The 12,965-nt window shown below is 73.9% G+C and carries 14 protein-coding genes; 11 read left to right on the forward strand and 3 right to left on the reverse strand.

Annotation, left to right across the window (positions count from 1 at the left end):
* The first annotated feature begins 22 nt into the window (after nt 1–22).
* The gene (locus ACIBSW_RS09725; RefSeq protein ID WP_354728937.1) at nt 23–1,090 is read left to right on the forward strand and encodes a WD40 repeat domain-containing protein; all 1,068 of its coding nucleotides are present in this window, start codon (nt 23–25) and stop codon (nt 1,088–1,090) included.
* On the opposite strand, the gene ACIBSW_RS09730 is transcribed toward ACIBSW_RS09725, so the two are convergent.
* Nucleotides 1,065–1,667, reverse strand: coding sequence for an NlpC/P60 family protein (locus ACIBSW_RS09730; protein WP_354728939.1), 603 nt, complete (start codon nt 1,665–1,667; stop codon nt 1,065–1,067). The two genes, ACIBSW_RS09725 and ACIBSW_RS09730, sit on opposite strands and share 26 nt — an antisense overlap.
* A gap of 388 nt (nt 1,668–2,055) precedes the next feature.
* On the opposite strand from ACIBSW_RS09730, the gene ACIBSW_RS09735 reads away from it, so the two are divergent.
* Nucleotides 2,056–2,697 carry a methyltransferase domain-containing protein gene (locus tag ACIBSW_RS09735; RefSeq protein ID WP_354728941.1) on the forward strand — a complete coding sequence of 214 codons (642 nt, stop codon included), beginning with the start codon at nt 2,056–2,058 and terminating at the stop codon, nt 2,695–2,697.
* Here the strand turns inward: ACIBSW_RS09735 and map are convergent.
* The gene (gene map / locus ACIBSW_RS09740) at nt 2,657–3,424 is read right to left on the reverse strand and encodes a type I methionyl aminopeptidase (protein WP_354728943.1); all 768 of its coding nucleotides are present in this window, start codon (nt 3,422–3,424) and stop codon (nt 2,657–2,659) included. The two genes, ACIBSW_RS09735 and map, sit on opposite strands and share 41 nt — an antisense overlap.
* Before the next feature lie 47 nt (nt 3,425–3,471).
* Nucleotides 3,472–3,654, reverse strand: coding sequence for a hypothetical protein (locus ACIBSW_RS09745; RefSeq protein ID WP_354728945.1), 183 nt, complete (start codon nt 3,652–3,654; stop codon nt 3,472–3,474).
* Between the two features lie 253 nt (nt 3,655–3,907).
* Between ACIBSW_RS09745 and ACIBSW_RS09750 the strand changes: the two genes are divergently transcribed.
* The 9 genes from ACIBSW_RS09750 to ACIBSW_RS09790 all read left to right on the forward strand — a co-directional run bounded on the left by ACIBSW_RS09750 (nt 3,908) and on the right by ACIBSW_RS09790 (nt 12,953).
* On the forward strand, nt 3,908–4,516 hold the full coding sequence (locus tag ACIBSW_RS09750) for a nitroreductase family protein (RefSeq protein ID WP_354728947.1): 609 nt from the start codon (nt 3,908–3,910) through the stop codon (nt 4,514–4,516).
* Between the two features lie 11 nt (nt 4,517–4,527).
* The gene (locus ACIBSW_RS09755; protein WP_354728949.1) at nt 4,528–5,367 is read left to right on the forward strand and encodes an AfsA-related hotdog domain-containing protein; all 840 of its coding nucleotides are present in this window, start codon (nt 4,528–4,530) and stop codon (nt 5,365–5,367) included.
* Nucleotides 5,364–6,005, forward strand: coding sequence for an isoprenylcysteine carboxylmethyltransferase family protein (locus ACIBSW_RS09760; protein WP_354728951.1), 642 nt, complete (start codon nt 5,364–5,366; stop codon nt 6,003–6,005). Before ACIBSW_RS09755 ends, ACIBSW_RS09760 begins: the two co-directional genes overlap by 4 nt.
* A 2-nt stretch (nt 6,006–6,007) precedes the next feature.
* Entirely contained in the window at nt 6,008–8,692 is a 2,685-nt protein-coding gene (locus ACIBSW_RS09765; RefSeq protein ID WP_354728953.1) for a PEP/pyruvate-binding domain-containing protein, read from the forward strand.
* A 2-nt stretch (nt 8,693–8,694) separates the two neighbouring features.
* Nucleotides 8,695–9,780, forward strand: a complete 1,086-nt coding sequence (locus ACIBSW_RS09770) for a ketoacyl-ACP synthase III family protein (protein ID WP_354728955.1) — start codon at nt 8,695–8,697, stop codon at nt 9,778–9,780.
* The gene (locus ACIBSW_RS09775; RefSeq protein ID WP_354728957.1) at nt 9,777–10,172 is read left to right on the forward strand and encodes a nuclear transport factor 2 family protein; all 396 of its coding nucleotides are present in this window, start codon (nt 9,777–9,779) and stop codon (nt 10,170–10,172) included. The genes ACIBSW_RS09770 and ACIBSW_RS09775 overlap by 4 nt, the downstream gene beginning before the upstream one ends.
* Complete coding sequence (locus ACIBSW_RS09780) at nt 10,169–11,416, forward strand: cytochrome P450 (protein ID WP_354728959.1); 1,248 nt, start codon at nt 10,169–10,171, stop codon at nt 11,414–11,416. Before ACIBSW_RS09775 ends, ACIBSW_RS09780 begins: the two co-directional genes overlap by 4 nt.
* A complete protein-coding gene (locus ACIBSW_RS09785) occupies nt 11,413–12,291 on the forward strand; it encodes a hypothetical protein (protein ID WP_354728961.1) in 879 nt (292 codons plus the stop codon). The genes ACIBSW_RS09780 and ACIBSW_RS09785 overlap by 4 nt, the downstream gene beginning before the upstream one ends.
* A 68-nt stretch (nt 12,292–12,359) precedes the next feature.
* On the forward strand, nt 12,360–12,953 hold the full coding sequence (locus tag ACIBSW_RS09790) for a TetR/AcrR family transcriptional regulator (RefSeq protein WP_354728963.1): 594 nt from the start codon (nt 12,360–12,362) through the stop codon (nt 12,951–12,953).
* The last annotated feature ends 12 nt before the right edge of the window (nt 12,954–12,965 follow it).

Genomic DNA, 12,965 nt, shown 5'->3' on the forward strand with positions numbered 1-12,965 from the left:
CGTCCATAGGGGAGACTGGGCCATGGCGTCCCCTCCCCCAGGCCACCGCCGTGCGGTGAACGGGCTGGCATTCAGCCCCGATGGCCGGCTGCTGGCCTCGTGCGGCGACGACCGGTGCGCCGTACTGTGGAGCGTCGCCGACCCGGAGCACCCGGCGCGGATCGCCGTCCTCGACGGCCACCGCCGCGCGGTGCGCGCGGTCGCGTTCAGCCCGGACGGGCGAACGCTCGCGACAGGCGGCGGGGACCGGATCGTTCTACTGTGGAACATCGCCGATCCGGCGCACCCCACTCGCCTCGCCACCCTCGTGCACGACCGGCCCGGCCTGCTCCTCCGCGACGCGCGGCAGGAGTCCGGGGTCAACGCGGCGGGGTTCAGCCCGGACGGCCGGCTGCTGGCCTGCGGCAGCGACCGGACCGTGCATCTCTGGGAGGTCAGCGATCCGGCGCGCCCCGCGCGGCGGGCGGCCACGGCCCGGCGGTCCGGGCCGGTCAAGGCGGTGGGTTTCGCACCGGGCGGGCGGCTGCTGGCCACCGGCGCCGCCGATCCGGAGAACACCGGAATCCTCTGGGAAATCACAGATCCGGCCCATCCGGTACGGATGAGCACGCTCGCGCCGTTCGTCCGGAGCCGGGCGACGACGGCGTTCTTCGCCGGCGCGCCCTCGATCAACGCGGTGGCGTTCAGCCCGGACGGACGCCTGCTGGCCACCGCCGACGGGGACTTCGGCGTCGCCGGCGGCACCGGCGGGTCGTGGCGCAAGGGCAGCGCCTCGCTGTGGGACGTCACCGATCCGGCCGCCGTGACCCGCACGGCGACGCTGACGCCGGGCGGCGGCGCGGGTCAGGTCCGCGCGGTGGCGTTCAGCCCGGACGGCCGGTCGCTCGCCTGGGCCGGCGACGCCACAGACCTCATCGTCTGCGACGTCACCGATCCGGTACGCCCGGACCTGGCCGCCACCCTCACCGGGCACCGCGGCGCCGTACGGGCGGTGGCCTACAGCCCTGACGGGCGGTGGCTGGCGTCCGGCGGTGTCGACCGGACGGTCCGGCTGTGGGCCGCGGTCAGCGGCCGACGCGACCGAACTTGACCCGGCCGCGGTCGAAGATCTTCGCCAGCTTCACCCGGTCGCCGGGCTTCGGCGCGTGCCACACCTTGCCCTTACCGGCGTAGACGCCGACGTGGTACGCGCGGCCGCCGCGCTGCCAGAACACCAGGTCGCCGGGGCGCACGGACTTGCCGGAGATCCGCCGGACCTTGTGGTACTGGCTGTCGGCGGTGCGGGGAAGCTTCAGCTTGGCCTTGCGGTAGGTGTAGCTGGTCAGCCCGGAGCAGTCGAACGCCCGAGGGCCGCGCGAGCCCATCCGGTACGGCTTGCCCTTCTGCGCCTTCGCGAACGCGACGATCCGCAGTCCGCGGGCGCGAGCGGCCGCGTTCAACCGGACATTCCTGGCGGCCCGGAGCTTTGCGGCCCTGGCGGCGCGGGCCTTCGCGGCCGCGGCGGCGGCGACGCGGGCGGACGGCTTCGTGGCGGCCGCCGTCTCGGCGGTGCGGGGACCGGCGGTCGCGGCCGACGGCCGGACGGAGACGCCCATGGTGGCCATCATGGCCGCGGCCATGCCGAAGTGTGCGAGTCGACGCGGGATGTTCTCAAGGCGGTAGGACACTAACGTTCCTTGTCCTTCAACCCACGTGCGAGGCCGGCTGTGGCCCAGCCTCGCTCCCGCCCATCGAAGTCGCTGATAGGAGTCAGTCTTCGTTGACGCTCTCGACGGGCGGGACTCCGTGGCCGAGAGCGGCGTCCCAGGTTCGGGAGGCGCCCCATACGCATCGGCACGAAAGCCGCCGGTCGCAGGCCGGGCGTGAGCCACCGCAGCCACACCGTTCACTAACCCGACGACCGGTCGGGATGCGGGCGGGACATCGACCGCCCGCATCACCCAAAAACGGGTATCCAGGACACGCCGCCGGTGGCTTTTGTCACGCCGAAACTGAGACGATGGCGGCGGCCCTTTGGGCGATTTCGTCGCGTACGAGGGCGGCAGGAGGTTTGTGATGACCGCGCCGGACGACGACTTCGACCAGATCTACCGCGCCGCGGCCGCCTCCGGCGGGCCGCCCTGGGACATCGGCGGGCCGCAGCCCGCGCTCGCGGCCGCCCTCGACGGCCTGAAGGGCCCAAGGGTGCTCGACATCGGCTGCGGAACGGGCGACCTCGCGCTCGCCCTGGCCCGCCGCGGCCACGACGTGACGGCGGTGGACGTCTCGCGCGTGGCGATCGACCTGGCCCGCGCCAAGGCGGCCGCCGAGAACCTGCCGGTGCGTTTCGAGGTACAGGACGCGACCCGCCTGTCGCTGCCGCCGGCCCGTTTCGACTCGATCTTCGACTCCGGCCTGCTGCACATCCTGCACCGCCGCGGCGACGGCGCGGCGGAGGCCTACCTCGCGATGCTGCCGGGCCTCGCGGCGCCGGGCGCCACGGTGTTCGTGCTCGCGGTGTCCATCGAGGCGGGTCACGGCTGGGGCGTGACCGAGGAGTACCTGCGGGCGAGCTTCGCCGGGCCGGACTGGACGGCGACGGTGATCGAGCGGATCGACGTCGCCGCCGAGACCGGCGGGCGGCCGCTCACCCTGCGCGGCTTCCTGCTCCGCACGGTCAGGGGCGGCGGGTCAGCACCTGGGGCCCCTCGGCCGTGACGGCGACCGTGTGTTCGGAGTGCGCGGTGCGGGAGCCGTCGGCGGAGCGGATCGTCCAGCCGTCGCGGTCGAACCTGATCTCGTCGGTGGAGCGGCAGAACCAGGGCTCGACGGCGATGGTGAGGCCCGGGTCGAGCCGCATGCCGCGCCGGGCGCGGCCGCTGTTCGGCACGTGCGGCGCCTCGTGCATGGTGCGGCCGATGCCGTGCCCGCCGAACTCGTTGTTGACGCTGTAGCCGTAGGAGTGTGCGACCTCGCCGATGGCGGCGGAGATGTCGCCGAGGCGGCCGCCGGGCTGGGCGGCGGCGATGCCGGCCTCCAGCGCGACCTCGGTCGCCTCGATCAGCTTGAGGTCGGCCGGGTCGGGCGTGCCGACGACGACCGAGAGCGCGGAGTCGGCGACCCACCCGTCGATGCCGGCCGCCATGTCGATGCTGAGCAGGTCGCCGTCGCGCAGCACGTAGTCGTGCGGCAGGCCGTGCAGCACCGCGTCGTTGACCGACAGGCAGAGCACGTTGCGGAACGGGCCGCGGCCGAACGAAGGGGCGTAGTCCCAGTAGCAGGACTCGGCCCCGCGCTCCTTGATCCGGCGGCGGGCGAGGCGCTCGAGGTCCATCAGGTTGATGCCGACGGCGGCGGTGGCGCCCAGCTCGGCGAGCAGCTCGCCGACGAACCGGCCGGCCACCGCCATCCGGCCGATCTCCTCGGCGGACTTGAGCTCGATCACGACGGCCTCCCCCTCCGGCTACGTACTTTTATACCGGTATTCCCGCGTCAGCCGTTGCCTTCCAGGATCTCCCGGACCGAGGCGAGCATACGGAAGATCTCGAGGCGCCCGTCGATGAACCCGATCCGGTAGTCCGCACCGGTCTCCGGATGCTGCGCCCGCGCCGCGTCCCGGCATCCGGCCAGGGCGTCCGCGCGCCCCGCGCCGTAGGCCATCAGCGCGTCCTCCATCGCCACTCCCCCGTCCCGTCGCGGCCGGCGTCGTGCCGGCCGCGCGACAATCTCGCACGTCGCGCCGGCGCGCGGCACCGGCCGTCCATCCAATGCACGGTGAGTAGCCGCACACCCGCATCAGTGTTACCGGGTCATGACGGCGGGGTATCGATCCCATCCAATGGAATGGTGACGAGTTAGAGAGATCATAATCTATCAACTATGACGGTCGGTCCACTTAGTATCGGGCCAAGAGAGAGGGGCCGACTCGGTGGATACGGATCAACTGCTGACCACGACACGCGCCGTGCGCCGGCGGCTGGATCTCACCCGGCCGGTGGAGCTCGACACCGTCAAGGACTGCCTGCGCGTCGCGCTGCAGGCGCCCTCCGGCGGCAACGCGCAGGCGTGGCGCTGGCTGGTGGTCACCGATCCGGCACAGCGCGCGGCCGTCGGCCGCTGGCACACCCGGGCCTGGCAGGAGCGTTTTCTGCCGCGGCAGGAGGAATATCCCGCCGCGATGGTGGCGAGCGCCGGTCATCTCGCCCGGCACATCGCCGACGTACCCGTCCTGGTGATCCCGTGCCTCGAGCTCGAGTCCGCCGCGCTGCCCGCGGGCAGCCAGGCCAGTCTCTGGGGCTCGCTGCTGCCCGCCGCCTGGAGCTACATGCTCGCCGCCCGGTCCCGGGGGCTGGGCACCGCCTGGACGACCGTGCACCTCGCGTACGAGCGGGAGGTGGCCGAGGTGCTGGGGCTGCCGGACAACGTGCGCCAGGGCGCGCTGATCCCGACCGCGTACGCGCTGGGCGGCGAGTTCCGGCCGGCCCGGCGGCGGCCCCTCGAAGAGGTTTTGTACGTCGACCGCTGGACGAGAAGGTGAGGTACCGGGCAATGAGACAGGGCAGCTCAGCGACCGCGCTGCGGGAACACGAACCACCCGAACTGACGGCCCGCCTGCGCGTCGACCAGGACGATCCGTTCTTCTTCGACCACCCGCTCGACCACGTTCCCGGCATGCTGCTGGTCTGCGGCGCGGTCGGCCTGGTGCGCGCGGGCGCCGGCGGGGAGTCCGGCGACCGGATCCGGGCCGCGATGACGTTCCGGAACATCTGCGAGCTCGATCCGGCCCCCGAGGTGCGGGTCTCCGGCGGCGACCGCGGCCGGATCTCGGTCACCCAGGGCCCGGTGACCGTCGCCGACGGCTGGTTCGAGTTCTCCGCCGCGGACGACGTGCCCGCGACCGGGTCCCCGGCCGGGTCGGGCCCGCAGGCGCCGGCGAGCGCGGTACTGGTGCACCGGTCCCGCGACGAGAACATCATGATCGGCGCGCCCGCGCAGGGCGACGGGCACGTCACCGCCGCCGTGCTGCCGCCGTCGGATGGGCACGCACTCGCCGGGCGCCGGCCCGGCGCGCACGCGGTCGAGTACCTCGTCGAGGCGGGCCGGCAGTTCTCGACCTGGCTGCCGCACCGGCTCGGCCGGTGGCCGCTGGACGCGCACATGCTGTGGATCGGGGTGACCGCGGACCTGCCCATGCGCCTGCCGCGCTCGCTGCCGGTCGCGCTGCGGTGGCAGCGGGCGCCGATCGCGGGCGACAAGGCCAAGTTCCACTTCGACCTGATCGCCGCCGACGGCAGCGGCCCGGTGCTCGGCTCGCTCCGCTACGCCAGCAAGATGCTCGGACCGGACGAGTACTCCCGGTTCCGCGGCGACGGCGGGACCGAGCGGTGAACCAGCGCCTCGTCGTCGCGGGCCTGCGCGCCCTGCTGCCGGTGACCGTCGCCGCGTTCGTCGTCGCGATCGGCGTGCACGCCGCCCAGGCGAGCCGGCCGCCGCACCTGCTCGCGGCCGTGCTCTGCGCCGCCTATCTGCTGTGGATCCTGGCCGAGAGCCGGATCACGGTGCGCCACCCGTCGGAGGCGCCCGCCGAGAACGGCACCCTTCTCCCGTACGCGCTGAGCCGGGCCGGTGTCGGCGTCTCTGCCGCGCTGTGGCCGCTGCGGTGGGACCGGCTGTCGGCCTGGATGATCCTGCCGATCGCGCTGTTCGCCGGGGCCGTGGCGCTGCGGCTGGTCGCCATCAGGACGCTGGGCCGGTTCTACTCCCATCACGTGGTCCGCTACTCGGACCACTCGATCGTCAGCACCGGGCCGTACCGGTTCGTGCGGCACCCCGCGTACACGGGGATGCTCCTGGCCAACGCGGGGTTCGTGGCCTTCTTCCTCAATCCGCTCAGCGTCCTGCTGCTCGCGGCGCTGTGCGCCGTGGTGGTCTGGCGGATCGGCGTCGAGGAGCAGGTGCTGCTCGGCGTACCCGGCTACCGCGACTACGCCGGCGGACGCGCCCGCCTGCTGCCCGGAGTGTGGTGAGCATGCACCTCGTACTCGACGGACCGGGGCTGTCCGACCCGACCCTGGTCGGGCACAAGTTCGCCCGGCAGGACCTGATGCGCCACGCCGGCATGCCGGTGCCCCGCTTCCTCTGTCTCACCGGCGAGGCGTTCGCGGACCTGACGCCCGCCGCGACGCCGCTGCCCGGGCCGGACGCGGGCGCCGGCGAGCTGATCGCCTGGGCGGGCGCCAACCGGGACCGGGTCCGCGCCGGCGGGCTGCCCGCCGAGCTCGCGGAGCGGGTGCTGGCCGAGGTGGACGCGATCGCCGGCGAGGACGGCCTGGTCGCCGTCCGGGCCTGCGTGGTCGCGTCCGCCGACGGCGCCGGCGAGGACGGCGCCGACGACCCGTTCGCCGGCCTGTCCGACAGCTTCCTGTACGTGCGCCGGGACGCCGTGCCGGACCGCATCGTGGACTGCTGGGCCTCCGCCTACAACCCCGAGGCGGTCCTCTACCGGGTGCGGCGCGGCCTGGACCCGGCCGCCGTCCGGGTCGCGGTCGGCGTGCAGCGCATGGTGCCGGGCACGCGGTCGTTCGTCGCCTTCACCCGCGACCCGCGCACCGGCGCCGACCGACGGGTGATCGCCGCCGCGCACGGCATCGGCGAGGGGATCGTGCAGGAGAAGGCCGACATCGACCACTTCTTCGTCGACGGCGCTACCGGCGCGATCGAGGTCGACGCCGTGGCCAAGACGACGATGGTCGGCCTGGACCCCGAGCGGCCCGGCGACGGGCCGGTCCCGCTGCCCGTGCCCGCGGACCGGGCGCAGGCGCCGGTGCTCGGCGACGCGGAGGTGCGCGAGGTGTGCGCGCTGGCGGTCGCGGCGCAGGAGCTCTTCGGCGCTCCGCAGGACGTCGAGGGCACCATCACCGCGGACGGGACCATCCACCTGGTGCAGTCGAGGCCGGCGGTGCTGGAGCACCAGGGCGCCGAGGTGCCGTGGACCAACCACAACCTCACCGAGAGCTTCCCCGGGCGGACCAGCACGCTGACCTACAGCCAGGCGTGCGTCTTCTACGAGATGGGTTTCACCGACTTCTACCGGCGCATGGGCGTGCCCGAGGAGTCGCTGCGCCGCGACCGGCACCACCTGAGGCGCATGATCGGCTACCTGGACGGCCAGGTGTACTACCGGCTGGACGCGTGGTTCGCCCTGCACGGCCGGATTCCCGGGTTCGAGCTGATGCGGCCGCTGTGGGAACGCTCGCTCGGGCTCACCGAACGCACCGGCATGCCCCGCGAGCGCACCGGGCGCCCGTGGCTGCGGGTGCTCCGGGCCGCGCCGCGGCTCGCGCTGCTGCTGGCCCGGCAGCCGCGGGAGACCCGCTCGTTCCTGCGCTGGTGGGACGCGTTCGTCGCGGACACGGCGTCGCTCGAGTCCCGCTCGGCGGACGAGTTGATCGTCCTGTACCGGCGGATGTGGGCCGAGGCCGAACGGCGCTGGGGTACCACGATGGTGAACAGCTACTTCGGGCTGGCCGTCATGGCGCTCGCCACCGTGCTGCTGACCCGCTGGACGCGCGACGGCGCGGCGCTGCTGCCGCAGCTCGTGTCCGGCGGCCGGGCCAACCGGACGCTGGAGGCGGTCCGCTCCGCGATCGCGCTCGCGGAGCTGGTCGACGGGCGCCCACCGCTGCGCGAGGCGGTGCTGGGGCGGCCCGAGCGTGAGGTCTGGGACGACATCGCGGCCGGCCGGCACGGCGCCGAGGCCGCCGGGGCCTTCGCCCGGCACCTGGCCCGCTTCGGCGACCGTGCGCTGCACGACCTCAAGCTCGAGGTGGTCACGCCCCGGCAGCAGCCCTGGATGATCATCGCCACGCTGCGGCCGTTCGTCACGCAGGGACTGACCGTCGCCGGCAGCGTGGCCGACGAGCGGCGCGCCGCGGCCGGTGCCCGGCGCACGTTGCGCGAGACCTGCCCGAATCCGGTGCGGCGGGCCGTCATCGGCGCCCTCGTCGCGTCCCTGCGGTTCTTCGTCCGGGCCCGCGAGGACACCCGGTTCTGCCGCAGCCAGCTCTACGGGATCTCCCGCGACGTCCTCTGGCGCCTGGCCGACCGGCTGGTCGCCGCCGGGATGCTGGACGAGGCCGGCGACGTCGCGCACCTGCGGGTCGAGGAGGTGCTCGGCGCGTTCGACGGCACCCTGCCCGACGCGGACCTGCGGGACCTGGCGGCGCGCCGCCGGGCGGAACTGGCCGCCTCGGCGGACCGGCCGAGCCTGCCCGCGTACTTCACCACGCCGGCCGGGGCGCCCGTCGGGGTCGGGCCGGTGCCGTGGCGCGACGCCGGTACTGCCGCGGCCGCCGCCGACGGCGACGGCGTGCTGCGCGGGCTGGCCTCGAGCAGCGGCCGGGTGCGCGGCCGGGCCCGGGTGCTCACCGACCCCGCGGTGCCGCCGGAGACCTGCGCGGACCGGATCCTCGTCGCCCGGGAGACCGACCCCGGCTGGCTGCCGCTGATGATGGTGGCCCGGGGAATGGTGGTCGAGCGCGGCAGCCTGGTGTCGCACACCGCGATCACCGGCCGGCTGCTGGGCATACCCACCGTGGTCGCGGTCGCCGGTGCCGCCGTCCTGATCCCGGACGGCGCGCCGGTGGAGATCGACGGCGGCACCGGAACGGTCCGCCTGCTGTCCGAAGCCGAATACGAAACACCCGTGGAGTAGCAGTGCGCGTGGAGAACCTGCACCTGGCAGGACTGGGCAGCTATGTACCCGAGCCGTTCCCGGCCGGGCGGGCGGTCGCCGAGGGCCGCTACGACGAGGAGGACTGGAAGAACAGCGGCTGGACCGGCGCGGCGGTGGCGGGCGACATCTCGGCGCCCGAGATGGCGGTCGTCGCGGCGAACGAGGCCCTCGCGCGCTCGGGCCACGACCGGGACGAGGTCGGCCTGCTGCTGCACGCCTCGGTCGGCGATCAGGGGCCGGACGGCTGGTCGCCGCACCACTACATCGTGCGGCACACCGTCGGCGGCGCCATCCCGGCGATGGAGGTCCGGCAGGGCTGCAACGGCGTGCTGGCGAGCATGGAGCTCGCGCACGGCTACCTCAGCGCCGGCCCGGGCCGGGTCGCCGCCCTGGTCACCGGCGCGGACAACTTCGGCGTGGCGCGGTTCGACCGGTGGCGCTACTCCTCCGGCACGAACACCAACCGGGGCTCGATCATCGGCGACGCGGCGAGCGCCGTCGTGCTGTCCACCCGGAACGGCTTCGCCCGGGTCAAGGCGATGAACTCGGCGTCGCTGCCCGAGCTGGAGGAGATGAACCGCCCGGACGGCCCGCTGTTCCCGCCGGCGCTCACCTTCGACCGGCCGGTGGACGTGGCCGCCCGGATGACCGGCTTCACCCGGCGGTTCCCGGCGGCGGCGGCCGCGGCCAAGAGGTCGCTGTCCGACGCCCGCACCGAGCTCGCCCTGCGCACCATCGCCGAGGCCGGCATCACGCCCGCGGACATCGTCCGGAGTACCCACGTGTTCTCCGGCGGCGAGGGATACATCCGCAGCGTCCTGGCGCCGATCGGCATCGACCCGGCGCGGGGCATGCTCGAGCTCGGGCGCGGCCTGGGACATCTGTCGGTCAGCGACCACCTGGTCGCCCTGGCCCACCTCGTGCGGACCCTGCACGTCGGCCCGGGCGACCACGTCCTGATGATCAGTAACGGGGTGGGTGTATCCCTCGCGGCCGCGGTCGTCGAGATCACCGCCGTGCCCGCCTGGGCCACCGGAACCCCCGAGGCCTACCGGGAGACGGTATGAACGTCCAGCGCTGGATCGGCGAGCTCGAGGCCGGCTGGCGCGACCGCGATCCCGCGGCGATCGCCGCGCTGTTCACCGAGGACGCCGCGTACCACCAGGGGCCGTTCGGGTCCCCGCACGTCGGCACGGAGGCGATCGCCGCGCACTGGACGGCGACGCTGTCGCGCCAGAAGGATCCGGTCATCTGGTTCGGCACGCCGGCCGTGTGCGCCGACCGCGCCACGGTCGAGTGGTGGTGCGTCCTGCACGACCCCGCAACCGGTGCGCCACGGACCGCTGCGGGCTGCCTGGTGCTGCGGTTCGCGGGCGACGGCCGCTGCGCCGAGTTCCGCGAGTACTGGCAATCCGCGCCGGAGAGCGCGCTGGAGCCGGCGGCGGGGTGGATCCGGTGAGCGTGCGATCCGATCAGGTGGCGCCGGAGCCCGGCGTCTGCCCGCACTATCCGTTCGAGGATCGCCCCGGCATCAGCCTCGCGCCGGAGTACGCCGGCCTGTTCGCCGACGAGCCGCTGGTACCCGTGCAGCTGCCCAACGGACGGCAGGCGCTGCTGGTCACCAGGTATTCCGACGTCAAGACCGTGCTGGCCGACCCGAGGTTCAGCCGGGAGGCCTGGCGCAACGGCACCCTCTTCGCCCGGGACAACAGCACGCTCGCCCTGGTCACCAGCGACGCGCCGACGCACACCCGGCGGCGGCGCGCGGTGCAGCAATGGTTCACCCACCGCAGCGCGGAACGGGCCCGGCCCCGCATCGCCGCCATCGCGGCGCGGCTGGTGGACGACATCGTGGCGGCCGAGTCGACGGTGGACCTGATCAGCGCCTTCACCACGCCCCTGCCGTACCAGGTGATCTGCGAACTGCTCGGGATACCCGTCGACGACCTCGACCTGCTGCTGCCCCGCGTGACGGTGATGATGTCGGCGGGGCGGTTCCCCGCCGACGAGGTCGCGGCCGCCCACGAGGCCATGTACGAGTACTTCTTCGGCCAGCTGGCGGCGCGCGAGCGGGCGGTTGCCGCGGGCGAGGCGGGCGACGACCTGCTCACCGGCCTGCTGACGGCGCCCGAGGAGTCCCGGCTCAGCACCCAGGAGATCGCGGTCTTCGGTTTCGGCCTGTTGATGGCCGGCGGCGAGACGACCGCGTCCCACCTGGCGATGTGCGTGCTGCAACTGCTCCGCAGGCCCACATTGGCCGAGTCGCTGCGCCGGGACCCGGCGGCGATCCCCGCGTTCATCGAGGAGATGCTGCGCTGGGTGTGGTTCGCCGGCACCGGGGGGCAGCCGCACGTCGCCGTCGCGGAGGTGGAGCTCGCCGGCACGGTCATTCCCGCGGGCCAGGTCGTCGTCCCCCTCACCGACGCGGCGAACCGGGATCCTGAGGTCTTCGCCGACTCCGAGGAGTTCCGCCCCGACCGCACGCCGAATCCACACCTGGGGCTGGGCCACGGCCGGCACATGTGCCTCGGCGCCGCGCACGCCCGGGTGGAGTTGCAGGAGGGCCTGGCGGCGATCCTGCCGCACGTCGGCCGGATGGAGCTCGCGGTGGACGAGTCACAACTCGACTGGCGCAGCCGGATGTTCATGCGCGGGCTGTGGACGCTGCCGGTGCTCATGCGCGGCGGGAAGGCCGGCTCATGACGCGGCGCTGGGCCCGCTTCGTCGCCGGCAGCTACCCTCCGCTGCCCTCGCTGCTCTTCGCCGTCGCCTGGGCCTACGGCGTCACCGGCCTGTTCGCCGCCGTCGACCCGCGTGCGGCGCACTGGCGGCCGGACGCCGGCACCGCCGTCGCCGCGTTGACCCTCGCGGTCGACCTGCTGCTCATGCGGGCGCTGGACGACATCCGGGATCTCGACTACGACCGCCGGTTCAACCCCGGCCGGCCCCTGGCCGCCGGGGCCGTGCGGACGGGCGACCTGTTCGTTCTGTACGCGGTCGGCTCGGCGCTGCTGCTGATCCTCAACGCGGGCACCCCGGCGGCGATGGCGGTGCTCGCCGCGCAGCTCGGCTACGGCGTGCTGGTCGTGGCCGTCCATCTCCGGCTGCGCTGGCCCTCCGGCGACGACCTGCTGCTCAGCCTGCTGGTGAGCTTCCCGGCGCAGCTGCTGCTGCACCTGTACCTGTACGCCGGTTACCTGCACGGCACGGGCCTCGCCCCGGACCGCGACGCGTGGATCGCGATCGGCATCGTCGTGCTGGCCTCCGTCCATCTCGAACTCGCGAAGAAGATCACCCGGGAACCGCGGCCGGGCGAACGCACCTACGTCGACGTCTTCGGGCTCAAGGGCACGACGGCCGTCGCGCTGATCGCCCCGGCGGTCTCGACCGCGCTCCTGCTCCCGGCGCTGCGCCCGGACGGTGCCTGGGCGCTCGTGGCCGTCGTACCCTTGGCGCTGCCCGCTCTCGCCGGGTGGCGCTTCTTCAGCACGGCAGCGCCCCGATGGTCCGCCACCTCACCCGCGCTGTACCTTCTGCTGACGTTCGCCGGCTACTTCCTGCTCGGCCTCCAGCCATGACGTGTTCGCGCGAGCTGTTGCCGCCGTCCCCCCGGAGGCACAGGATCGAAGACACTGGAAGGAGCGCCGTGCGCAAGTCTGATACCCGGGCCCGGATCATCGCCAGCGCGAGCGTTCTGCTGCGCCGGCACGGATATCACGCCACCGGGCTGGCGCAGATCATCGCGCACAGCGGCGCGCCGCGCGGTTCGGTCTACTTCCTCTTCCCGGGCGGCAAGGAGCAGCTGGCCGTCGCGGCGGTCAACGGGTGGACCGAGGAGTTCGAGCGGCGCATCCGCGCCCTGCACGCCGCGCACGGCACCGCCCGCGCCTGGGTGGAGGCGATGGCCGACGAGTTCGCCGGCGAGCTGCGCGCCTCCGGCTACACCGAGGGCCTGCCGATCACCATCATCACCCTGGACTCGGTGCCCGCGTCGGCGGCGCTGACCGAGGCGTGCCGCAGCGCGTACGACACGTGGCTGGCCGCGCTGACCGAGGGGCTGGTGGCGCACGGCGCGGCCGCCGGGCACGCGGAGCGGCTGGCCAAGCTGATGCTGGCCAGCCTGGAGGGCGCGGCGGTGCTCTGCCGGGCGTACCAGTCGACGGCGCCGCTGGAGCAGATCGTTCCGTTCGTGCTGGAGCAGCTGCCGGCCGGCGCGGGCGAGCCGCGATATACAGGCTGAATCAGAAGGATC

Source organism: Actinoplanes sp. NPDC049668, from assembly GCF_044465445.1.
GTDB lineage: Bacteria > Actinomycetota > Actinomycetes > Mycobacteriales > Micromonosporaceae > Actinoplanes.